Annotated in this window: 24 protein-coding genes and 3 tRNA genes; 15 read left to right on the top strand and 12 right to left on the bottom strand. The window is 48.1% G+C overall.

The window, feature by feature from the left end:
• Positions 1 to 169: 169 nt before the first annotated feature.
• The 15 genes from ovoA to ACXAGC_RS09690 all read left to right on the top strand — a co-directional run bounded on the left by ovoA (position 170) and on the right by ACXAGC_RS09690 (position 12,456).
• Entirely contained in the window at positions 170 to 2,269 is a 2,100-nt protein-coding gene (ovoA, locus tag ACXAGC_RS09760) for a 5-histidylcysteine sulfoxide synthase (RefSeq protein ID WP_474844231.1), read from the top strand.
• Entirely contained in the window at positions 2,269 to 3,408 is a 1,140-nt protein-coding gene (locus tag ACXAGC_RS09755) for an aminotransferase class I/II-fold pyridoxal phosphate-dependent enzyme (RefSeq protein ID WP_474844230.1), read from the top strand. Before ovoA ends, ACXAGC_RS09755 begins: the two co-directional genes overlap by 1 nt.
• 82 nt (positions 3,409 to 3,490) lie before the next feature.
• Positions 3,491 to 4,183: a pirin family protein gene (locus ACXAGC_RS09750; protein WP_474844229.1), complete on the top strand. Its 693-nt coding sequence runs from the start codon at positions 3,491 to 3,493 to the stop codon at positions 4,181 to 4,183.
• Positions 4,184 to 4,298: 115 nt separating this feature from the next.
• The gene (gene uvrY, locus ACXAGC_RS09745) at positions 4,299 to 4,943 is read left to right on the top strand and encodes a UvrY/SirA/GacA family response regulator transcription factor (protein ID WP_119501410.1); all 645 of its coding nucleotides are present in this window, start codon (positions 4,299 to 4,301) and stop codon (positions 4,941 to 4,943) included.
• 5 nt (positions 4,944 to 4,948) lie between these two features.
• Positions 4,949 to 6,766 (top strand): excinuclease ABC subunit UvrC, encoded by a 1,818-nt coding sequence (gene uvrC, locus ACXAGC_RS09740; protein WP_474844228.1) that lies wholly within the window; start codon positions 4,949 to 4,951, stop codon positions 6,764 to 6,766.
• A gap of 74 nt (positions 6,767 to 6,840) precedes the next feature.
• The gene (gene pgsA / locus ACXAGC_RS09735) at positions 6,841 to 7,413 is read left to right on the top strand and encodes a CDP-diacylglycerol--glycerol-3-phosphate 3-phosphatidyltransferase (RefSeq protein ID WP_119501408.1); all 573 of its coding nucleotides are present in this window, start codon (positions 6,841 to 6,843) and stop codon (positions 7,411 to 7,413) included.
• 166 nt (positions 7,414 to 7,579) lie between these two features.
• A tRNA-Gly gene (locus ACXAGC_RS09730) sits at positions 7,580 to 7,655 on the top strand.
• A 4-nt stretch (positions 7,656 to 7,659) separates the two neighbouring features.
• Positions 7,660 to 7,733, top strand: a tRNA-Cys gene (locus tag ACXAGC_RS09725).
• A 54-nt stretch (positions 7,734 to 7,787) separates the two neighbouring features.
• A tRNA-Leu gene (locus tag ACXAGC_RS09720) sits at positions 7,788 to 7,874 on the top strand.
• Positions 7,875 to 8,028: 154 nt separating this feature from the next.
• Positions 8,029 to 8,862, top strand: a complete 834-nt coding sequence (locus tag ACXAGC_RS09715) for a sulfurtransferase (protein WP_474844227.1) — start codon at positions 8,029 to 8,031, stop codon at positions 8,860 to 8,862.
• Positions 8,859 to 9,593, top strand: a complete 735-nt coding sequence (gene cobB, locus ACXAGC_RS09710) for a Sir2 family NAD+-dependent deacetylase (protein ID WP_474844226.1) — start codon at positions 8,859 to 8,861, stop codon at positions 9,591 to 9,593. Before ACXAGC_RS09715 ends, cobB begins: the two co-directional genes overlap by 4 nt.
• Positions 9,594 to 10,229 carry a LysE family translocator gene (locus ACXAGC_RS09705; protein ID WP_474844225.1) on the top strand — a complete coding sequence of 212 codons (636 nt, stop codon included), beginning with the start codon at positions 9,594 to 9,596 and terminating at the stop codon, positions 10,227 to 10,229.
• Positions 10,230 to 10,290: 61 nt separating this feature from the next.
• Positions 10,291 to 11,040 carry a hypothetical protein gene (locus tag ACXAGC_RS09700; protein ID WP_474844224.1) on the top strand — a complete coding sequence of 250 codons (750 nt, stop codon included), beginning with the start codon at positions 10,291 to 10,293 and terminating at the stop codon, positions 11,038 to 11,040.
• Positions 11,033 to 11,818, top strand: coding sequence for a glucosaminidase domain-containing protein (locus ACXAGC_RS09695; protein WP_474844223.1), 786 nt, complete (start codon positions 11,033 to 11,035; stop codon positions 11,816 to 11,818). Before ACXAGC_RS09700 ends, ACXAGC_RS09695 begins: the two co-directional genes overlap by 8 nt.
• Positions 11,818 to 12,456, top strand: a complete 639-nt coding sequence (locus ACXAGC_RS09690; RefSeq protein WP_474844222.1) for a DUF2987 domain-containing protein — start codon at positions 11,818 to 11,820, stop codon at positions 12,454 to 12,456. The genes ACXAGC_RS09695 and ACXAGC_RS09690 overlap by 1 nt, the downstream gene beginning before the upstream one ends.
• Positions 12,457 to 12,489: 33 nt before the next feature.
• Here ACXAGC_RS09690 and rssA read toward each other — a convergent pair whose 3' ends face one another.
• The 12 genes from rssA to ccoN all read right to left on the bottom strand — a co-directional run bounded on the left by rssA (position 12,490) and on the right by ccoN (position 23,306).
• Positions 12,490 to 13,425, bottom strand: coding sequence for a patatin-like phospholipase RssA (rssA, locus tag ACXAGC_RS09685; RefSeq protein ID WP_474844221.1), 936 nt, complete (start codon positions 13,423 to 13,425; stop codon positions 12,490 to 12,492).
• Between the two features lie 3 nt (positions 13,426 to 13,428).
• Complete coding sequence (gene ttcA, locus ACXAGC_RS09680; protein WP_474844220.1) at positions 13,429 to 14,367, bottom strand: tRNA 2-thiocytidine(32) synthetase TtcA; 939 nt, start codon at positions 14,365 to 14,367, stop codon at positions 13,429 to 13,431.
• A 91-nt stretch (positions 14,368 to 14,458) separates the two neighbouring features.
• Positions 14,459 to 15,379, bottom strand: a complete 921-nt coding sequence (uspE, locus tag ACXAGC_RS09675; protein WP_303574687.1) for a universal stress protein UspE — start codon at positions 15,377 to 15,379, stop codon at positions 14,459 to 14,461.
• A 103-nt stretch (positions 15,380 to 15,482) separates the two neighbouring features.
• The gene (gene fnr, locus ACXAGC_RS09670; RefSeq protein WP_474844219.1) at positions 15,483 to 16,226 is read right to left on the bottom strand and encodes a fumarate/nitrate reduction transcriptional regulator Fnr; all 744 of its coding nucleotides are present in this window, start codon (positions 16,224 to 16,226) and stop codon (positions 15,483 to 15,485) included.
• A gap of 21 nt (positions 16,227 to 16,247) precedes the next feature.
• Positions 16,248 to 16,916 (bottom strand): sulfite exporter TauE/SafE family protein, encoded by a 669-nt coding sequence (locus ACXAGC_RS09665; RefSeq protein ID WP_474844218.1) that lies wholly within the window; start codon positions 16,914 to 16,916, stop codon positions 16,248 to 16,250.
• Positions 16,909 to 17,100, bottom strand: a complete 192-nt coding sequence (gene ccoS, locus ACXAGC_RS09660; RefSeq protein ID WP_119501397.1) for a cbb3-type cytochrome oxidase assembly protein CcoS — start codon at positions 17,098 to 17,100, stop codon at positions 16,909 to 16,911. The genes ACXAGC_RS09665 and ccoS overlap by 8 nt, the downstream gene beginning before the upstream one ends.
• Before the next feature lie 4 nt (positions 17,101 to 17,104).
• Positions 17,105 to 19,486 (bottom strand): heavy metal translocating P-type ATPase, encoded by a 2,382-nt coding sequence (locus ACXAGC_RS09655; RefSeq protein WP_474844217.1) that lies wholly within the window; start codon positions 19,484 to 19,486, stop codon positions 17,105 to 17,107.
• Positions 19,483 to 19,962 carry a FixH family protein gene (locus tag ACXAGC_RS09650; RefSeq protein ID WP_474844216.1) on the bottom strand — a complete coding sequence of 160 codons (480 nt, stop codon included), beginning with the start codon at positions 19,960 to 19,962 and terminating at the stop codon, positions 19,483 to 19,485. Before ACXAGC_RS09650 ends, ACXAGC_RS09655 begins: the two co-directional genes overlap by 4 nt.
• 153 nt (positions 19,963 to 20,115) lie before the next feature.
• The gene (gene ccoP / locus ACXAGC_RS09645; RefSeq protein WP_349586571.1) at positions 20,116 to 21,075 is read right to left on the bottom strand and encodes a cytochrome-c oxidase, cbb3-type subunit III; all 960 of its coding nucleotides are present in this window, start codon (positions 21,073 to 21,075) and stop codon (positions 20,116 to 20,118) included.
• A gap of 4 nt (positions 21,076 to 21,079) precedes the next feature.
• On the bottom strand, positions 21,080 to 21,253 hold the full coding sequence (locus ACXAGC_RS09640) for a cbb3-type cytochrome oxidase subunit 3 (RefSeq protein WP_119501393.1): 174 nt from the start codon (positions 21,251 to 21,253) through the stop codon (positions 21,080 to 21,082).
• A gap of 1 nt (position 21,254) precedes the next feature.
• Positions 21,255 to 21,860, bottom strand: coding sequence for a cytochrome-c oxidase, cbb3-type subunit II (ccoO, locus tag ACXAGC_RS09635; protein WP_303574681.1), 606 nt, complete (start codon positions 21,858 to 21,860; stop codon positions 21,255 to 21,257).
• A gap of 12 nt (positions 21,861 to 21,872) precedes the next feature.
• On the bottom strand, positions 21,873 to 23,306 hold the full coding sequence (gene ccoN, locus ACXAGC_RS09630) for a cytochrome-c oxidase, cbb3-type subunit I (RefSeq protein ID WP_474844215.1): 1,434 nt from the start codon (positions 23,304 to 23,306) through the stop codon (positions 21,873 to 21,875).
• Between the last annotated feature and the right edge of the window lie 35 nt (positions 23,307 to 23,341).

Below are 23,341 nucleotides of genomic sequence, written 5' to 3'. Positions count from 1 at the left end.
CAGTGGTACTCTTTCCGTATTCCCACGGTAAGGTCTGGAATTCTGCTACTGTTTTCTGTACAAAAGATCAGATGGCTCCCGCCAGTATTGTCAGGTACCGGCCTCGATTCGTAACAAAGAAATCCATAACAGAGAAACACCTAACAAAAATACACCATCCGGGGTTTGCATGAACGCTCTTCACACACCACATCTGAAACAGGGAACTGTTGAAGAAAAAAGAAAAGAAATCTTGGCTTATTTTCAACAGTCTTTTGACCGTTACGAAAGTCTTTTCTCGTTATTAAAATCAGATGACGCTTACTATCAGCGGCCGGAAAAATTACGTCATCCGCATATTTTTTATTACGGTCACACTGCCACTTTTTTTATTAATAAACTGGTACTGGCGAAACTTATTAATGACCGTATCAATCCTGATTTTGAATCTTTGTTTGCCATCGGTGTAGATGAGATGAGTTGGGATGACCTCAATGACGCTCACTATGATTGGCCTGCCGTTGAAGAAGTCACTGCCTACCGTGCTCAGGTAAGACGCCTGGTCAGCGACTTGATTCTGACAATGGATTTTTCATTACCCATAGACTGGGAAAGCCCTATGTGGCCTGTTCTGATGGGCATTGAGCATGAAGGCATTCACCTTGAAACGTCTTCTGTTCTCATCCGCCAGTTACCTCTGCGATTTGTACAACCCCAACCGGAATGGGCACCGTATCCGGAGTCCGGTGAAGCCCCTGAGAATACTTTGCTTCCCGTGCCCGGCGGAAAAGTCTCAGCAGGTAAACCATTTAACGCAGACTACTATGGCTGGGACAACGAATACGGTGAGCACACTGCAGAAGTAAAACCTTTTTCTGCGTCACAGTACCTGGTCAGTAACGGTGAGTTTCTGGCGTTTGTGAAAGATGGTGGTTACGCTCAGCCTCGTTTGTGGGAGGAAGAGGGTAGACAATGGTTGTCCTATACCGGCGCCAGGCACCCTGTCTTCTGGCGGGAGCAGGGAAATAGCTATGTCTACCGCACGCTGGCAACAGAAATTCCGCTGCCGGAAGACTGGCCTGTGGACGTCAATTACCATGAAGCAAAGGCCTTTTGTAACTGGCTGTCAAAGCGCACAGGTAAGAATATCCAATTACCGGTAGAAGATGAGTGGCTGCGTTTATGTGAACACGCAGGGATGAAAGATACTTTGTGGCGAGAAGAGTGGAACACAGGTCTGCATCATGGTGCATCATCAACACCGGTGAACCTGTTCTCAATGGGGGGCTTTTACGATGTGGCGGGTAATGTATGGCAGTGGACAGAAACGCCCATCTATCCTTTCGACGGTTTCAAGGTGCATCCTCTGTATGATGATTTCACCACGCCGACTTTTGACAATAAACACAATTTATTTAAAGGTGGTTCATGGATTTCGACGGGAAATGAAGCCATGGCACACAGTCGATATGCCTTCCGTCGCCATTTTTTCCAGCACGCGGGTTTCCGTTATGTTGAATCTACCGAGGTAATTAAAGTGAACGATCTCGATTACGAGAGTGACACGCAGGTATCACAGTACAGTGAATTCCACTATGGCAGTACGTATTACGGTGTGCCAAATTTTGGTGCCGCATCTGTAGCTTTTGCCATGCAGTTTACCGGTGCAAAACCCAAAGCCAGGGCGTTAGATTTGGGCTGTGCAACAGGCCGCGCTTCATTTGAGCTGGCTAAGTACTTCGATCACGTTGACGGCATCGATTTTTCTGCACGCTTTATTAAGACCGCTTTTGCCATGCAGGAACACGGTGAGATTCGTTACAACCTGATTGAAGAAGGGGAGCTGACCGAATTTAAAGTAGCAAAACTGGCAGACCTTGGCCTGAGCGAAAATAAAGACAGAGTGCATTTTGCCCAGGGCGATGCATGTAACCTGAAGCCCCAGTTTACCGGTTATGATCTTATCCTTATGAGCAATCTCATTGACCGTGTTTACGAACCCGCCCGGTTACTCGAAAGCATTCGTGAACGGTTAAATCCGGGAGGATTGCTGATCATTGCATCGCCGTTTACATGGTTAGAAGAATATACTGCCAGAGAAAACTGGCTCGGTGGCTATAAAGACGCAAATGGTGAAACACTCACGTCGACGATGGCACTGGAGCAAGCCTTAGGCGATGATTTCCGGCGTGTGGCTGCCCCGCAGGATATTCCCTTTGTGATAAGAGAAACGAAGAGAAAATACCAGCATTCACTATCTGAATTTAATGTCTTTGAACGGATAAAATAGTGCAGGAATTTCAGCAGCGTTTTAACAGTGGTTCGCTAAAATTTAATGATGTAAAAAATCGTTATGGCGCATCTGATAAACCGGTATTTCCCATGTGGGTGGCGGATACGGATTTTCCGCCACCGGAAATGGTCAACCATGGTCTTTCCCGCTTCCTGTCTTCTCATTTTGGTTATCAGCAACTTGCTGTTACTGCCGCTGTCAGTCAGTGGCACTGGCGGAGAGGGGAATATATAGATGAATATTCCATTGTAGATTGCTGTAGTATTATCGCTGCAATGGGCATTGCGCTGGAATGCCTGACGCGCCCCGGCGACAAAGTAGGTATATTCATACCTTCTTACGGGCCGTTTTTCGCCGTGACAGAAAAAACACAACGCAAAGTTTGCCCGCTGACGTTGGATATCAGCGATGGCAATGTTCACATAGATTTATCGTCACTGCCGGATGACTTATCTGCGGTATTGCTCTGTAATCCTCATAATCCAACCGGCCGGCTCTGGCAACGGGACGAACTGGAGGCGCTGGCTGAGTGGTGTACTCAGAGAAACATTCCGTTAATTTGTGACGAAGTTCACCGCGGTTTTATTGCTGAGGGAAACGAATTTGTTTCTCTGGTCAGTATCGGGGAAGCATATCAAAACAATATCATTGTGCTGCAATCGCCATCTAAATCCTACAATCTCGCCCATGTTCCGGCGGCAGCCTACGCTATCATTGTTAATCAGCAATGGCGGGATGCAGTCCGCGCAGCGAGCACCCGTACCCACTTGTTTGCAGGCGCACTGGCAAGACAGGCATTAATTCTGGCATACGACGAGCTTAACGATTTATGGCTGCAGACTATGGGGGAAAAGATCAGTAAAAACCGCGTTCTTCTTACCAGACTACTGCACAACTCATCGTTACTCGCCTGTATACCTCAGTCGACCTTTTTTCTCTGGCTGGATCTTCGCGATTTTCTGAATCATGTTGCTCCCGGCAGCGCCGCTGACTACCTGTTCAAATGTACCGGCATTGCTGCCAATGACGGGGCCGACTTTCGTTCTCCCGGTTTTGTCCGGCTTAATTTTGCCACCTCAAGCGAGGTGATAAAGCATGTTGGCGAATTGCTGCTTACCATTAGTTCTAATAAATAGAACATTTCGTTGTAGATAATGGAGTATTAATCCCGGTTAACAGGACTACACTAGGCCTGTCCAATTTTTCCGGAGTATTAGTATGCGTTACATTCGCAGAGCAGATGCCAGAGGCAAAGCTGATTTTGGCTGGCTGCAATCAAAACATACCTTTTCCTTTGGCCGCTACTATGATGCTGAGCACATGGGAATTTCGGTACTCAGAGTCATAAATGACGATAACGTCGCGCCGGGACGTGGTTTCGATACGCATGGTCACCGCGATATGGAAATTATTTCTTATGTAACCCGTGGTGCGCTGGCACATAAAGACAGCACATGGAACAGTGATACGATTCCGGCCGGAGACATTCAGCGCATGTCTGCAGGTACAGGGATACGGCATTCCGAATACAATGCGTCGCAAACTGACCCGGTACACTTTTTACAAATTTGGGTGCTGCCTGCAGAAACAGGTATCGCGCCGGGTTATGAACAGAAAACCATCGCTCAGGAAGGGGCGCTCACAGCTCTGGTGACACCGGACGGTGCTGACGGTACAGTAAAGGTACATCAGGACATGTCGTTACACCGCTTAATATTAAAAGAAGGTGAGGGCATTACATTGTCAACAGGCAGCCGGCTTGGCTATCTGCATCTGATTAAAGGTGACCTGACACTGGAAGGTGATGAATTTTCAGCCGGTGACGGCATCGGCGTCTATCAGGATGACATGCTTAAACTCACTGCCGGGACTGACACAGAAGCATTGTGGTTTGATTTACCACAGCTTTGATCGCCTTTCTGACGGCAGCATGTTCACAGCCGCAGATATCATGTTATTATGCCCGTGGTGGTAAACAGACCGCTAATCAAATCAATAATAACGATGATTCAGTGAGCAAAAAAACGTGATTAAGATTATCCTGGCAGATGACCATGAACTGGTCAGAACAGGGATTCGACGTATTCTGGACGATGTATCCGACTTCAAAGTCGTAGCCGAGTCGAAAAACGGGGAAGACGCTGTTAAACATTGCAGAACTGATGCGCCCGACATTGTCCTGATGGACGTCAATATGCCCGGCATGGGCGGACTGGAAGCCACTAAAAAAATTGTACGAATGTCTGAGAATACGCGGGTGATTTGTTTGTCTATGCATACAGAACACCCCATTCCCACGCAGGTTATGCAACTTGGTGCATTCGGATTTTTAACCAAAGACGCTGATCCGGAAGAGATGATCCGGGCTATCTACAAGGTACATTCCGGTCAGAAGTATCTGCCTGCGGACATCGCTGAAAGTATTGCTATGCGGCGTATTACTCCGGAAAGCGACAATCCTTTCGATTCGCTTTCTACCCGTGAGCTGAATATTGCTATGCGTCTGACCAAAGGTCAGAAGGTACCTGAAATCGCCAGCGAACTTTGTATTAACCCGAAAACTGTTAACAGTTACCGCTACCGGATGTTTGAAAAGCTGGGGGTATCCACTGATGTGGAACTGACTCACCTGGCGCTACGACACAAACTCATCGATTCTAATTTGCTTTAATTTCAATGCCGGCATTTGATCACAACGCGTTTCTTAAAAACCTGACCAGTCAGCCCGGTGTCTACCGGATGTACAACGAGCAGGGCGATGTGATTTATGTCGGTAAAGCAAAGAACCTTAAAAACCGCGTATCCAGTTATTTCCGCAAAAACGTAGATAACGCTAAAACCCGTTCTCTGGTGGCAAACATTGCCTCAATGGACGTCACTGTGGTGAACAGTGAAACCGAAGCGTTTCTGCTGGAAAATAACTTCATTAAGAAGTACAAACCCCGTTATAACGTGGTCATGCGGGATGATAAGTCTTACCCGTTTATTTTCCTCTCTGCCCACGAGCATCCCAGGTTGTCTTTTCACCGGGGCCCGCAAAAAAAGAAAGGTGAATATTTCGGCCCTTATCCCAGTGCATGGGCTGTACGCGAAAGCCTGCGTACCATGCAAAAGATTTTCCCGGTAAGACAGTGCGAAGACAGTTATTACCGTGCCCGCAGCCGTCCCTGCCTGCAATATCAAATGAAGCGTTGCAGCGCCCCTTGTGTGGAAGGCTATGTCAGTGATGAGGAATATCAGGAGCAGGTCCAGCTTGCGCGCTTATTTCTGAACGGGAAAAATCAGCAGGTCATCGGCACGTTGGTTGATAAAATGGAAAAGGCCAGTGAGCAACTGAATTTCGAAGCTGCTGCACGTTACCGTGACCAGATAAATGTACTGCGTAAAGTGCAGGAACAGCAATGGGTGTCCGGTACACAGGATGAAATGGATGTTTTCGGCTTCGCAGTGCGGGGGAATATGGCGTGCATTCAGGTTATGTTTATCCGCGACAGTCAGTTGCTGGGCTCGAAAGCCTATTTCCCTAAAGTGCCTGCATCTGCCAGTGAAGATGAAATCTTTGAGTCCTTCTTTCTGCAGTTTTATCTTTCAGGCAATAAAATTATTCCGAAACAAATTGTGTTGCCACGCGCATTAACCGAAGAAGACAGTATTCTTGATGTGTTATGCGAAGAAGCAAAACGCAAAGTTAAGATATTTAAAGGTGCACGGGAAGAAAAGCGCCGGTATCTGAAGCTGGCTCAAACCAATGCAGAAAACGCACTGGATGCCCAGTACAGTCAGCAGAAGTCTGTGCATGCCAGATACCTCGATCTGGAAGATATTCTTGAACTTGATACGCCGGTACAGCGTATGGAATGTTTCGACATCAGTCATACATCCGGTCAGCAAACCGTGGCGTCCTGTGTGGTGTTTAACCGTGAAGGGCCCCATAAAAGCGACTATCGCCGGTACAATATCGAAGGTATAACGCCGGGTGACGACTACGCCGCGATGGCTCAGGCGCTGAGACGCCGCTATAAGAACGTTAAAGAAGTCAGTAAAATTCCTGACATCCTTTTTATTGATGGCGGTAAAGGGCAACTGGCACAGGCTGAGTCATTTTTTGAAGACTGGCCGGAAGATAAAAAGCCCATGCTTATCGGTGTGGCGAAAGGCACGACCCGGAAACCCGGACTGGAGACGCTTATCCTGGCCGGTTCTCATGAAACCATTCCTATGGAAAGTCACTCACCTGCGCTGCATCTTATACAGCATATCAGGGATGAGTCTCACCGGTTTGCCATTAGCGGGCACAGAAACCGCCGGCAAAAAGTTAAAACGACCTCCAGTCTTGAATCGATTCCCGGTATCGGAGCAAGGCGCAGACAAAGCCTGCTTAAATACATGGGCGGTTTGCAGGGTTTGAAAAAAGCCAGCAAAGACGAGATTGCAAACGTCCCCGGGATCAGTGCTGAGCTGGCGGAAACCATTTACGATCATCTGCATCTTTAAGCAGGTGAATAATCAGGGACGTGTTACCATGCTTACCTGTGTGATGTCATTGATGAAAATTGAGAAGTAATAATATGTGGACGGTACCAAATATCATCACGCTTTTTCGTGTTGTGCTTATTCCTGTATTCGTGGTGGTGTATTTTCTTGACTGGCGCTGGGCAAAAGAAGCCGGTGCATTTGTATTCTGGCTCGCAGCCATAACTGACTGGTTTGACGGTTATCTGGCAAGGAAGCTGAAACAGTCAACACCGTTCGGTGCTTTCCTTGACCCTGTGGCAGATAAGCTCATTGTTGCAACGGCATTGATCATGATTACCCATACCTATGGTTCTTTGTGGATCACGTTGCCGGCTATCGCTTTGATGGTGCGCGAAATTTATATTTCTGCATTACGTGAATGGATGGCACAGCGGGGTTACAGCGATACGGTAAAAGTCAGCTTTATCGGTAAAGCGAAAACCATGGCGCAGATGCTGGCATTAATCGGATTGTTATCAGGCCTGGAAACGTTTATGGGCTTCCCCATTTATTGGGTAACGCTGGGGCATATTCTGCTTTATATAGCGGCAGTTTTGTCTGTCTGGTCCATGCTTGTGTATACCGGCGCGGCCTGGAAGCATCTCTCCGGACGTCATAAGCCATAAGGGTTGGCTGGTTGTTGTGCAATACGAATAAAAAAAAGGCAAACAGACAGCAAATTAGGTATTTAGGTGTATTTTGATGGTTTTTGCTGTTGACAGTTTTGTCCGTGCAGGTAGAATGCACCCCACGTTTCAGAGAGCAGCAGCGAACTGAAACGGTAGCAAAAATGCGGGAATAGCTCAGTTGGTAGAGCACGACCTTGCCAAGGTCGGGGTCGCGAGTTCGAATCTCGTTTCCCGCTCCAAATTGGCGGAATGGCAGAATGGCTATGCAGCGGATTGCAAATCCGTGGATCTCGGTTCGACTCCGGGTTCCGCCTCCATCATCGCAACAGCGATAACAGGTTCCAACCTGTACCAGTCGAAAGACAACCCAAGCCCGGGTGGTGAAATTGGTAGACACAAGGGATTTAAAATCCCTCGCTGGTAACAGCGTGCCGGTTCAAGTCCGGCCCCGGGCACCATTTCTTAATGGCTTCAATTTTTTAGCAATCATCCTTAGTTTAAATCCGTAAATTTTCAAATTTGTGACGATAATTGGCTGTATTTTTAGGATGAATCTTCGTATAGTGATTGAATCGTGCAGTTTTATTTACAGCCGTTCTAAGCAGGGACGTAATGAATCGATTCTTAATCTCAGCCGGTACACTTCGGCAAACTCTTGATGAAAATGCCATTTGCGTACTCCGTGCCATTATGTCGGATCCTGTAAACGGTACTGCTGATATTACCGGTTCACAAATTATACCCGGCGCCCTTGATATTAATCTTGATGAAGAAGGCAGTGACCATTCAGGAGATTTGCCGCATACAAATCTCTCTCCTGATGCGCTGGCGGTATTACTGGGAAGCTTAGGCATTACCGAAAATAGTGATGTTGTGATTTATGATAATCGTGGCATGTTTACGGCACCAAGGCTTTGGTGGATGCTAAAAGCAGCAGGCCATGATAAAGTGACTGTATTAGACGGCGGCTGGCCAGCCTGGCAAGCGGCGGGCTATCCTGATTCCGGAGCGGTCCCGCAAAGCGGGAATGCACTTTACAATCCGTCTTCGCCTGCCCGCAAATGGTTTGTTAATGCTGAAGAAGTCAGCAACGCACTTTCACAAGATATCCAGATTATCGACGCCAGAAGCGAAGCCCGCTTTTATGGCGAAGTAGAAGAGCCCAGACAAGGACTACGTCGGGGTCACATGCCCGGCGCGTTTAATTTGCCTTTTCAATGTGTCTTAGACAACGGATGTTTTAAATCACCGGAAGCACTCAAACAGATTTTTGCAGACAAAGGGATAGACCTTGATAAACCAATCATCTGCAGTTGTGGCTCCGGTGTTACAGCATGTATTACCGGCATGGCCGCTCTGTTATGTGGTGCCACAGACGTATCCGTTTATGATGGCGCATGGGCAGAGTGGGGAGCTAATTCACACTTTCCTGTGGAGGTTAAATGATGAGCAATAAACCACGTGTCGTCGTGTTAACCGGGGCAGGTATTTCAGCGGAATCCGGCTTGAAGACATTCCGCGACAGCAATGGCTTATGGGAAAACCATAAAGTTGAGGATGTTGCGACACCTGAGGCGTTTGCCACAAATCCTGAACTGGTTTACCGCTTTTATAATGCACGGCGGGCACAATTACAGGAACCCGGTGTGTTACCTAATGCTGCACACAGTGCACTGGCCAGACTTGAAAAGCAGCTTGGTAAAGACTTTCTGCTTGTAACCCAGAACGTGGACGACCTTCACGAACGAGCCGGCAGTCAGCGCATGATTCACATGCACGGAAAGTTACTCTCAGCCCGTTGTACTGGTTCCGGCCAGTCTCACTCATGGGATGAGTCTTTTGATGATCAAACCCCTTGCCCGTGTTGCACACCTTCTGCAGGTCTTCGTCCTGACATTGTGTGGTTTGGTGAGATGCCGCTGCAAATGGACGATATAATCCTGGCTTTGACTAAAGCGGATTTGTTTATCTCAGTGGGGACATCAGGTCAGGTTTATCCGGCAGCCGGCTTTGTGCAGGTTGCGAAGGACAGCGGAGCCAGAACTGTGGAGCTGAATCTTCAACCCAGTGATCGCTGCGACATGTTCGATGAGTCATACCACGGCCCGGCGTCTAAAGTTGTTCCTAACTTTGTCGACAGTCTGCTTGAAGAGTTATCATTGACCGCCACGTTGTAAATGTCGCCGTATCTCGATGAATTTATTACTATCGCTCTGGTACACCTTCTGGCAGTAGCCAGCCCGGGGCCTGATTTTGCTGTAGTAGTGCGTAACAGTGTTGCTTATGGTCGCAGGACAGCCATGTTCACCAGTGTGGGTATTGGCCTGGCAATTCTGGTCCATGTGGCTTATTCACTCGTCGGAATTAGCGTACTACTTAAAACCACACCCTGGCTTTATACTGCGTTTACCTATATTGCAGCTGCCTACCTGTTATATCTCGCTTCGGGAGCGTTGAGAAGCGGCCCTGCACAGGCAAACAATGAAGCAGGTGCTGAAATCGCCGCTAAACAGCCGGCTATCAGTGCTAAAAAAGCGTTCATTCAGGGATTTCTTACCAATGGCCTTAACCCTAAGGCCACTTTATTTTTCCTGTCACTGTTCACTGTCATCATTGACTCACAAACGCCTTCAGATATCCGGTTAATGTACGGGCTTTATCTGTCGTTCGCGACGGGGGCGTGGTTTTGTCTGCTTTCCTATTTGCTCAGCACCAGTCGTGTTGCAGGTGCTATCCGGTCAAAAGGCTACTGGCTCGACCGGGCCATGGGCGTTTTACTCATCGGGCTGGCTGTGAAGTTAGTCTTAGCGTAGTAGGCAATCTGGCCCATTGGGGTATAATCGCCACAACTTATTGAATTAAAGAAGTATCTGAGTGCCTGATATGCAACCTGACAACAAAAAAGCCTTGTACAATGACCGTTTTAACCTGTTGAACGGCAAAGGGTTATTTGATTTCAGAAAACTGGCCTCCACATCAGTAAACCTGCTGAAAAGTAACTTCTGGCCGATTTTTCAGGCGTGCGCGCTTATCATACTGGTCGTGTTTGCGTTTGCCATGGTGATCTCCGGTATTTATCCCATAGAGCAACTTACTGCAATGCCCGCTGAACAACAGGGTATTCTTGATATCGCGATGATCCTGATTGTTGCGCCGTTGTCAGCCGGGTTGTCACTGATGGGAGTTAATATCGCCAGGGGTAACAGAATTAAAACCAGTGATGTATTTCGTTATTTGTCCTGGGTTTTACCGCTGGCTCTGGCACAACTGCTGGTTACAATTCTGGTACAAATAGGGCTGACTGTGCTCATCCTGCCCGGTTTATACCTCTTCGTAGCCACCACCTTTACCTTACCTCTGATTGCAGATAAGAAGCTGGGGGTATTGCAGGCCATCATCACATCCTGCAAAGCAGTGAATCAATTTATACTATCGTTTATTGTTCTTTTTGTTATTTTTCTCGTACTGTTCCTGTTAAGTATTTTTACATTCGGGTTAGCCTTTTTAGTGATTATGCCGCTATATTTTGTGGTGACTGGTATGCTGTATACCACACTGTTTGATACTGCGGAAAATCATCAGGTTAACGAATCAGCGGGACAGGAGTCGACGTTCGATGCATAAAAGAGAAACGATGAAAATTGTACTGATCACAGTTGCCGTATTACTGGTAATTGTTATCAATGCCTGGATCATGTCCTCAAGGGAGCCGGATATTCTGGATATTCCGGTGACAGAACAGGCAAGAAAGCCGGTACCGGACTTCAAAGAGATTGAAAATGTGCAGGAGAAAAAGGAAGCTTTCTTCTCGTATCTCAAGCCTGAAGTCGAGAAACAAAACGAATATCTTCTGTCTCTGCGTCATTATATTCAAACATTGCAGCGACAGTTATCGTTGGGTGAAACGTTAAGTGAAGACGACACCAACCGCATAGCGTGGCTGGTCAATGAGTACAAAGTGGACGAAGGCGCAGATTTAACAGAACAACTTCAGGTACTGATGCGCCGTGTAGATATTTTACCGGTATCACTGGTTCTTGCTCAGGCAGCAAATGAATCTGCATGGGGAACCAGCCGCTTTGCTACTGAAGGATATAACTTCTTCGGACTATGGTGTTTCAGAAAAGGATGCGGTTTTGTCCCGTCACGGCGAAGTGACGGACTCGATCATGAAGTGGCCAGGTTCCCGAACCTGTCGAAAGCCACTTATACCTATATGCGAAACATCAACCGCCACTATGCCTACAAGGAACTGCGCGATATTCGAAATACACTGCGCAGCAATCAGCTTCCTGTTACCGGCGTTGCGCTGGCTGAAGGACTGATGAATTACTCGGAACGCGGGGTCGCTTATGTTGAGGAATTACAGGCGATGATCCGTTATAACAAGGATTATATGTAGTGAAAAAGGCTTTACTGGCAGCAAGCTTTCTTTGTCTGAACATGTATCAGGCGTCGGCTGAAACCATTCAGGTTGAGTACAGCCGTTTCTATAGCCATGTTAAAAAGCTCGATGGTGAAGATACGCAAGCTCTGCAATTTGCATTTGGTTTTGTGCGTGTAGGGGAAGGGTATCTGTGTGGTATTAACGATGCGAAAATCATCACAGAAAAACAGGTGATGCCACTTACTGTTTCGCCGGAAAACCGCTTCACCGTGCCTGATGATAAGATACTTAAAATGGCAGAAGCAGTGGTTGAAATTGATTTGGCGGAAGCGGCGAACTTGTGTGATATGTCCGTTCAGCTCGAGACGAAGCCGGCTTATCTTTCCAAAACCTACACGAAAGAAGAACTGGTATTTCTGCTCGAACAATACAAATCATTCTTCAATGCTATGGGCAGTTTTTTGTCATTCATGATGCCTACTGTCGACGGGCTGAATATACAGTTTGCCGATGATAACATCAGTATGCCTCTTAAAGATGCGCCTTCTATCAATATGGGCATCGTGACGTTACCTGCTGACTGGATAGAACAAAGTAAAGGCCTGACTTTGCCGGATGTGCCGATGAGGATAACGGCAAAAGCCGTGCGCTGAGCCGGTAAGCAGAAAATGTAAAGGAACCGCTTCCTATGAAGCGGTGCCGATTGTCGTATTTTCTTCGATATTATCTTCAATGACTAACTGATATTTAATTTCTTCCGCCAGCCGGTTTACTGTTTTTTCCCCTTCCAGACATAATTCACCAGCACGGTGAAACTCCATCAGTCCTACATCTGAAAGATGAGGCTCTATCAGTACGTCAGGCGGATCTCCGGCCAGTCTGGAGCGGGTCACGCGGGCTTGCAGTATTTCAAGAGAACTGCTCATGACACTCAGGATCCCCGGCGGTTCCGGTTTATCTGACCTGGATTCCGGTGAAAACCACTGCCTGACAATATTTGAACCTTTAGAGAAAAAGTCATCGGTTTTTTTCTGGATTTTTTCATGTTCTGCGGCTGGTCTTTCCAGGCGCTGAGGCTTGAAATCAGCGTTGAGATTCACCGCAATCACAAAATCTGCGCCCAGTTGACGGCAAAGGTTTACAGGTACAGGATTGACGACAGCACCATCCACCAGCCACCGGCCATTATATTCAACCGGACTGAACAAGGCAGGAATTGCGCAGGATGCCTGAATACAATTATCAACGGGCCCTTGGTTGAACATGACTTCGCGGCCGGAGTATAAATCCGTGGCAACCACAGCAAAGGGTTTATTCATCTCTTCAAAAGACGGGGCGCAAAATTCTTCCGCCAGTTTGGTAAACACTTTTTGTCCGCTGGCAATGCCACCTTTGCGGATGCCAACACCCATTAAAGACAGGATTTGCCATTCTGTTAACGAGCAAGCCCACTCTTTGAGGTGCTCAAGCTTACCACTTGCATAGGCTGCACCCACATAAGCACCTATCGAGCAACCCGCAACCACATCTATCTTAACGCCCAGCCGTTCAAGTGCTTCAATGATGCCAATATGTGTCCAGCCCCTTGCAGCGCCGGCACCGAGTGCGAGTCCGATTTTCATGGTTTATTCCGTCAGATTAACAATTTGAACAGGGGATTGTGCATCATCACTGACCGCACTGGTAAAATCCGGCTTGTCGAAGGCTGTATCACCGTCTTCTACCGGTGCGCCTGTGGCCTTGATCCCTTTAAAATCATACAAATTGCCATCAGCGAGGTGTGATGGGGCAACGTTCTGAATTGCACGGAACATAGACTCAATGCGACCCGGAAAACGCTTATTCCAGTCCTGCAGCATCATTTTAATATTTTGTCTTTGCAGATTCTCCTGAGAACCGCAAAGATTACAGGGGATGATCGGGAACTCAGTGGCGTCAGCGTATTTCTGAATGTCTTTCTCACTGCAATAAGCCAGCGGGCGAATAACAATGTGTTCACCATTATCACTTACCAGTTTGGGGGGCATGGCTTTTAGCTTTCCGCCATGGAACATGTTCAGAAACAATGTTTCCAACATATCATCACGATGATGACCGAGGGCTATTTTGGTTGCGCCGAGTTCTTTTGCAGTACGGTACAGGATCCCGCGTCTTAATCTTGAACACAGTGAACAGGTGGTTTTCCCTTCAGGGATTTTATCTTTAACAATGGAATAGGTATCTTCTTCTACAATTTTGTAGTCAATACCCAGAGAATTCAGGTATTCAGGTAACACATGCTCCGGAAAGCCGGGCTGCTTCTGGTCGAGGTTAACCGCGACGATATCGAAATTGACCGGTGCAATTTTGCGTAAAAATAGCAGGATATCCAGCAAGGTATAGCTGTCTTTTCCGCCGGATAAGCACACCATGACCTTGTCGCCGTCTTCAATCATATTGAAGTCTTCGATGGCTTTGCCAACATGTCTGCGCAGTCTTTTCTGCAACTTGTTAAAGTTGTATTTTTGTTTACTTTGCGCACTGTGACTGGCGTTCTCAGATGGCGTAGATGTTACTTGATTCATGGCACTTCAGAATTGGCTGGAAAAATAAAAGTACCATTATACAAAAGCAGACGGAATGCTGCTACACAAGCAGCATTCCGTTATCGCGCATTTACTTAACCGGAGACGTAAACCCGTCAGGTTTAACCGCCAGCACATCGCAATTCAGGTTATCAATAACATGCTCTGCAGTATTGCCCAAAAAGGCGGCTGATATGCCTGTACGTCCCACGGTACCGATGACGACGAGTTCTGCATCCAGCTGTTCAGTCACTTTCGGAATAGCTATATCAGGTAATCCCTCAACAACATGGCAATTTGCTACGCCGATCCCAAATTTAGCGCTGTGGTTTTCCATTTCCTGAACATGATGATTGCGCACAGCGTTATGATACGTCTCAGGATTGAAATCGGGGATCTCAATGGCGATATTCAGTGGGGCAGAAGGATAGGCATTAACCAGATGTACCTGACCGCTCAGTAACTCTGCATAATCCTTTGCGATACCGGTCAACTTGTCATTCAGTTGTGCATGTTCTTTGTCTTCTGTACCCACATTGACTGCCGCAACAATATTACCGTGTTCAGGCCAGGCATGAGCTTTGACAAGTAAAACCGGAGCCGGACATTTTCTTAGTAAGTGCCAGTCTGTTGGTGTAAAGAGCACTGATGCAAAATCATCGTGTTTGCGGGTAGCTTTAACGACCAGGTCAACCTGACGGTTAATGGTGTAGCGGGTAATGGCTTCGTAACGTTTATCACTCCACTCAACAGCAACCTTTACATCATAATCATCGTAGCGGGTCAGATTTTTTTCTGCCCAGGCAATGCGGTCTTTGGTTACCGCATCACGCATGGCTTCACGCTCACTGCGGGTGAGCATTGTTGTCATGTCATAAGAAAAGTCGTATACAACAAGCAGTGCGTGTACTTCTGCACCGGTTTTACGGGCAATTTCGATGGCTCTTGAAAGGGCAGGTTGTTCAGGGTTGTCGGCCTGAACGACGGCGAGAATACGTTTGCAGGTGATCATGGCGTCTCTCCTTATTGATGCAGACAATAAATACTGCCTTCATCTTTAGTATAAGACTTACAGCAGGAGAGACCTTGTTTCAGATCAATATTTCAACGGGATATTAATCCACGCAAAGAGTAGGAATGTCCATAGAGTGCAGCTTTTTATCCATAGCCGTAAAATCCAGAACAGTAATGAGCTTCCCGTCTACTTTGATAATGCCTTCTTTCTGGAAGCGGGTCAGCAAGCGGCTGATCGTTTCTACCGTTAATCCGAGATAATTACCGATTTCGTTGCGGGTCATACTCAGATTGAACTGACGGTGAGAAAAACCCCGTTCTTCGAAGCGACCGGACAGATGGGCGATAAAATAAATCAGACGTTCTTCTGCCGTCCGTTTATTCAGCAGCATCATCATTTCATGATCCTGCTTAATTTCAGCACTCATAAAACGCATGATCTGATGGCGCAATTTCGGGAATTGCTCAGACATTTTTTCAAGGGTGGAATAGGGCAGCTCACACACCATGGCAGTTTCCAGCGCCTGAGTGTAACTCTGGTGAGTGTCGTCACGTAAACCGTCAAAACCGATAATATCGCCCGGGAAGTGGAAACTGATAATTTGCTCTTCACCTTCTTTATCGGTGACAAAAGACTTAAATGAACCTGCCCGCACAGCGTACAGAGAGGTAAATTTATCGCCGGCTTCTACCAGGGTGTCGTGTTTATGCAAAGGCTTTTTGCGTTCAATGATGTCATCCAGTGACTCAATCTCAGTTTTATTGAGGGCCACGGGCAGACACAAATGACTGAAACTGCAATTCTGGCAGTGTATAGAAAAATCCGAACGTTTTTGCATGCTCACTTTCCGCTGTTTGCGATAATTCTAATGTATAGTACTTAAAGCCCGCCACAACAGCAATAATGCGTACAACAGCAAACTCAAAGCAATGATTTGACGAACTACGGGTTGTCTGAAACCTGAGGAAAGCCAGTCTGCACCAGCCCGGACAGCCAGCAACGCCGGTAGCGTTCCTAAACCAAAACCGGCCATGATTACAGCACCGGATATTGCCGTCCCTGAAGCCAGTGCCCATGTCAGGGTGGAATAAACCAGTCCACAGGGCAACCATCCCCAAATCATACCATAGGGAAAGGCGCTGGTAGGAGACCTGAAAGGTAAAAACCGTTTCGACAACGGCTGAATTCTTTGCCAGAGTTTACTGCCGAGGGCTTCAACAGCGGTCAGGCCACGCCACCAGTTACCCAGATAGCAGGCCATGGCAATCAGCATAATGCCACTGATGACGGCGAGTACGGGGCCGGTCACGGGTACAGCTTCTTTCGCTATCTGCCCGATGCCGCCGGTCACAGCGCCGGCAAGTATGTAACTGAATATACGACCAAAGTTGTAGCTAAGCGCATAGGGTAAAGGCGATGAGCCTGCCGGCGTGGCGGCAGACAGTGCCAGCGATACGCCGCCGCACATTCCCACACAATGAACGCCTCCGCCCAGCCCGACCAGCAAGGCAGAAAAAAACGACAGATCACTCATTGAGTTTTTTTCGTTCTTCGGCCAGTTTTTTTTCTTCAGGAGATAAATCATCATCGAAAAGAATACTGTAGCCCTGGCGATCCAGGTCTTCAAACTGGTTAGATTTTACTGCCCAAAAAAATACGCCGATGGCAATGGCCACAATGATCACAGCAAGGGGAATAAGGACGTAAATTATACTCATAGCGTTACTTTAACAGTCTCGTCGAATTTGTTACTACCAGAATACTACTCAGACTCATACCAATCACCGCCATCCACGGCGTCAGGATGCCGGACACTGCAAACGGCAGGATAACCAGATTGTAGCCTACGGCCCATCCCATATTCTGCCTGACTGTCGCTTTTACTCTTCTGGCCATCAGAGTAAGGTGTCCGAGTACAGCCAGCTTATCATTTAATAAAATCACATCCGCGGCACTTTTTGCGATATCCGTGGCATTACCCACTGCAATGCCAACATCAGCCGCTGCCATCACCGGCGCGTCGTTAATACCATCCCCCAGCATCATGACATGACGGCCCTGCCGCTGAAGGGCTGTCACGGCATTTAATTTATCTTCAGGGCTGTTCCCGCCTGTGGCTTTGTCTACAGGTAAATTCGCTGCAATGTCGTCAACATTTTGCTGAATATCGCCACTCAGAATTATCCGCTCCAGTTGCGCCAATTTGCTCAGGCTGTCTGCGGCATCCGCTTTAATTTTATCTGCTACACGAAAGGCGGCAACGGGCACACCGTTTTCGGTAAGAAACACGTTAGCGGGAAAGGGCGACAGGCCGGCATCAACACCGGTGAAAGAAGCCGAACCGGCTTTATAACTGCGGCCATTGCATTGCGCGCTGATGCCCATTCCGGCCACAACGTCAACTTGGCTCAGAATTAATCCCTGATTGTTATCAGAAACAAAGGCAGCGGCAACCGGATGTTCTGAACGGGACTCTATTGCTCCCATCAAAGCACGGATTTCATTTTCCCGTGCCGGCTCAGCAAACCAGCTGTTTATCTGAGCAAACTTTCCTTCGGTCAGCGTTCCGGTTTTATCCAGCACCAGGGTATCTACGTGGTTGATTTGCTCCAGTGCATCGGCTCTTTTCAATAAAATGCCATGCCGGTTAAGGTTTGCCATTGCGCAGGTGAGGGCAGATGGCGTAGCCAGCCCCAGCGCACAGGGGCAGGTTGCTACCAGTACCGCGATGCTGATCCAAAAGGCATTATCATTACCCTGCCAGTGCCAGTAAGCCCATGAAGATGCAGCCGTAATCAGTACTACGGCGACAAAATAACTGGAAAAGCGGTCAGCCATAAGAGCGACCCGGGGCTTCGCAGCCATAGCGGTGGATTGCAGACGGATGATCTGATTTACCAGCGCAAATTTTAACGCCCTGGTTACCGTTACCGTTATTACGCCGGTACGGTTTACCGTACCCCCGAACACCGTATCGCCGGTTTGTTTACGCACCGGATTAAACTCGCCGGTAAGCATCGATTCATCGGTTTCACTGGCACCGTCAGTCACAATACCGTCTACGGGAATGGTCTCTCCGGCTTTGACCACAACAACATCGCCGGTTTTGAGCGATTTCGCCAGTACCTGTGTTACGGTGTTATCCGCAGCCACCTGATTAGCGGTTACCGGAATATACTGCAACATATTCGCTGAGATCTGCGCGGCGCGGTGCCTGCTCCGGTGTTCCAGAAAACGACTCAGTAAAAGCAGGAAAATAAACATGCAAACTGATTCAAAATACACTTCGCCGCGACCGGTAACCGTTGCAAACAGACCGGACAGCCAGGTACCCAACACTGCAATACTCACCGGTACATCCATATTCACGGTCCGGGCCGACAAAGCCTTAAGCGCGCCAACGTAAAACGTACTGCCGGAATACAGCACCACCGGTGTGGTCAGAACCAACGCTATCCAGTGAAAATAAGACCGTGTCTGTGCATCCATTGCATCGAATAAATCAAAATACAGGGCCGCCGCCAGCATCATTACCTGCATGGTCATCAGACCTGCGAGGCCGAGTTTTTTCAAAAAGCGCTTATCTTCCGCTTTGTATGAAGCTTCATGCTGGTCCGGTTGAAACGGCAGCGCCGGGTAACCAATACGCCGTAGCGTAGCCATGATGCTGCTGAGCGATACTGCCTCAGGTTGCCATATAACCACTGCGCGTCGCTGTGCTACATTCACCGCAATCTGGCTGACACCGGTGATACGCGACAATTGCTTTTCAATCAGCCAGCCGCAGGCCGCACAGGTTATGCCTTCAAGAGTTAGCTCAATATGCTTGTTATTACCGTTATCAACGACGAACTCTTCCTGTAAGGCAGGCTCGTCATAGACAGACAGTTTATCCAGTGTTTCGCTTAATGCTGCATCACCTTTAGAGGCCGGTTCAGTGCGGAAGCGGTAATAGTCTTCCAGTCCGTTCCCGGTGATGGCCTGAGCCACGGCCTGACAGCCCGGACAGCAAAAATGACGTTCCTGCCCGAGTACAAATGCAGTATACGGCTTACCGGGTATATTAGGCTCGCCACAGTGGTAACAAGAAGAGTCGTCGCTCACGGGTTAAACTTAATGATACCGGAGGCCGGTAATTGGAGTGTATTCTGGATTTTCCATTCTTCATCCAGCGGTGTGAGTGAAACGCGCCATTTACCCGACAAAACGGTATCCGTTGTGCCGCGGTACACGCCACCGGCATCACGGGTAAGTAATAATTCGGTATCCAGTGATTCCAGGGTTACGTGGAAAAAGGTCAGTTTCAGTGCGGCACCGGATTGGGGAATACCGGAATGAAACTTCAGCGCGACGCGGCTTCCTTCAATGGTGAGATCGGTGGTGATATTCAGCTTTTTCGCCCGTTCGACTTTGTCCAGACGCACATTGATGGCTTTTCCTTCTTTGTAATAGTCGTCAATGACCAGACTGTCTTCACCGGAAGTGGCAAAATGGATGAGAAAACCGCTCATAATGACTGTCAGCACAGGTACCGTGATCAGGAACCAGGGCCAGAATTGTTTATACCAGGGCGTCTGCATATCACCACTTATTTAACTGCGCACATCTGAAGGTGCAAGATTACAGGAAATAAAACTTACTATGATGATTTCCATCAAGTTCTGTTTGTATTTTCACACAAAAAAGCCCTGAAAACAGGGCTTTTTGAATGACAGCAGTGTAATTAACCAGGGTCAGTTAGACAGGCTGTACACGTAGGCGGCGACAACGTGAATTTTGTCATCACCAAGGGTTTTCTTGAATGAAGGCATCACGCCATTACGGCCGTAAGTCAGCGTTTCAGTGACCGATTGTTCAGAAGAACCGTACAGCCAGATATTGTCCGTCAGATTCGGCGCACCGAGTAACTGGTTACCTTTACCGTCCATGCCGTGACAGGCAGCACACACCATAAAGCGGGCTTTTCCGTCATCAATCAGCGCAGTCATTTCAGGCTCCTGTTCCCGGCCACTCAAACTGAGTACATAGGCAACCGTCTCTTTGATACCTTGCTCACCCATGGAAGCAATCCATGCAGGCATAGCGGCCTGACGACCCAGTGTAAGGGTTTCAACAATTTTTGCGCCACTGCCTCCGTAAAGCCAGTCGTCGTCGGTGAGGTTAGGGAAGCCCACATTGGCGCCTCTTGCATCAGAACCGTGACACTGTGAACAGTTTTGTAAAAACAGACGCTGTCCTACTTTTACTGCTTCAGGATCATTGGCCAGTTCTTCAACCGGTACTGCCGCGTATTTTTCGAAAATCGGGTCATACAATTCCGCAGCCTGATCCAGCTCGCGGTCGTATTTAACCAGTAATCCGTTCTCTTTCGCATCAGCACGGGCCTGAGCAGATTCTTCCAGTGACTGGATGTTCTGGTTCGAACTTTTCCAGCCAAGGAAACCCTGCCATGCACCTAACCCCGGGAACAAAGCGAGATACACAAAGCCCCAGACGATACAAACGTAAAATAAAATAGTCCACCAGCGGGGTAACTGGTTATTAATTTCTTCGATACCATCGAAGACGTGCCCCATGCCTTCACCTTCTGCTACACCGGTTTTATTAGCCAGTGCCCAGCGTAACAGGATGAAGCAGCCGATAATGGTACCCAGTGTGATCACTGAGATCCAAATTGTCCAAAACGTGCTCATGAGTTCAAGACTCCTGCTTATTCTTTTGAGATTTCTCTTTCACTTCGTCGGCAAAGGGCAGGTTAGCCGCTTCATCGAACCGCTTTTTATTGCGACCGCTGAACGCCCACCAGACCACACCAATGAAGCAAACAAACACTACGACAGTAAAAATGCTGCCCGCTATTCCCTGATCCATATCAGTTCAGATATGTGCCGAGGGATTGAAGGTAAGCAATCAGGGCCTGCATTTCTGTTTTACCCTTTACTGCCGCCTGTGCACCGGCGATATCATCATCGGTGTAAGGCACACCAAAGCCGCGGAACACTTCCATTTTCTTCGCCGTATCTTCACCGCTGAGCGTATTCTCTGCCAGCCACGGGAAACCGGGCATGTTAGACTCCGGTACCACGTTGCGGGGATTAATCAGGTGTACACGGTGCCATTCGTCACTGTAGCGGCCACCAACACGCGCCAGGTCAGGACCGGTGCGTTTTGAACCCCACAGGAAGGGATGCTCCCATACCGACTCACCGGCTACTGAATAGTGGCCGTAACGTTCTGTTTCAGCACGGAACGGACGAATCATCTGGCTGTGACAGCCAACACATCCTTCACGGATGTAGATATCGCGGCCTTCCAGTTGCAGTGCTGTATAAGGTTTTAATCCTTTTACCGGCTCAAGTACCTGCTGCTGGAACATCAACGGCAAAATTTGAACCAGGGCTCCCAGGCTGATGGCAATCAAAATGAGCACAGTCATCAGGCCAATGTTTTTCTCAATTATTTCATGTGGATTCTTCACAACAACGACTCCTTATGCTGCCTGTGCGGCGGGTTCAGCTGCAATGCTGCCCTTGGGCGCACGTACAGTTTTCCAGGTGTTGTAGGCCATCACCAGCATGCCGGCAACCACAAACACACCACCGATAAAGCGCACCACATAGAAGGGTTTGGAGGCTTCCAGTGACTCAACGAAGCTGTAGGTCAGCGTTCCGTCGGCGTTCACTGCACGCCACATGAGACCTTGCAGTACACCGGACATCCACATGGCAACGATGTAAAGCACCACACCAATAGTAGCCAGCCAGAAGTGCACGTTCACCAGTTTGGTGGAGTACATTGCACGTTGTCCGAACAATACAGGAATGAGGTGATATACAGAGCCGATGGACACCATGGCTACCCAGCCCAGTGCGCCTGAGTGAACGTGACCGATAGTCCAGTCTGTATAGTGAGACAGCGCATTGACGGTTTTGATGGCCATCATCGGACCTTCAAAGGTCGACATGCCGTAGAAAGACAACGAAACAATCAGGAAACGCAGCACCGGGTCAGTACGCAGCTTGTGCCATGCACCTGACAACGTCATGATCCCGTTAATCATGCCGCCCCAGGAGGGCACGAACAGGATAACCGACATCACCATACCCAGTGACTGTGTCCAGTCTGGCAGCGCCGTAAAGTGAAGGTGGTGAGGACCGGCCCAGATGTATAGCGAAATCAGAGCCCAGAAGTGAATAATGGATAAGCGGTAAGAGTACACCGGGCGTCCCGCCTGTTTAGGCACGAAGTAGTACATCATGCCAAGGAAACCCGCTGTCAGGAAAAAGCCAACCGCATTGTGTCCATACCACCACTGCATCATAGCATCCACCGCACCTGCATACAGTGAATAAGATTTCGTGAAAGAAACCGGAATCGCCATACTGTTACCGATGTGGAGCACTGCTACGGTAAGCATAAACGCGCCTAGGAACCAGTTTGCTACATAAATGTGCGATACCTTACGAATGATGATGGTACCGAAAAAGTTTATGATGTAAGCAATCCAGACCAGCGCGATAAGGATATCGATAGGCCATTCAAGTTCAGCGTATTCCTTACTGGCAGTAATGCCGAAGGGCAAAGTGACAACAGCAAGAACGATAACGGCCTGCCAGCCCCAAAAGGTAAAGGCAGCAAGTTTGTCGCTGAATAAACGTACCTGACTGGTACGCTGAACAATATAATAAGACGTTGCAAACAGTGCACATCCGCCGAAAGCGAAAATGACTGCGTTGGTGTGTAACGGTCTTAATCGGGAAAACGTCAGCCAGGGTGTATCGAAGTTAAGTGCAGGAGCAAACAATTGCGCAGCAATAAATACTCCCAGCCCCATGCCGATAATACCCCAGACAATTGTCATGATGGTAAATTGCCTGACTACTTTATAGTTGTAATCAGGTTGTGCTTGGCTTATTTCACTCATTTGATTGATATTCCACTTCAATGGTAAATGGGTTT

The organism is Alteromonas sp. AWJ4_197, from assembly GCF_056160285.1.
Note: the sequence above shows the minus strand (reverse complement) of the source record. Positions and strands in the feature narration are given on the sequence as shown.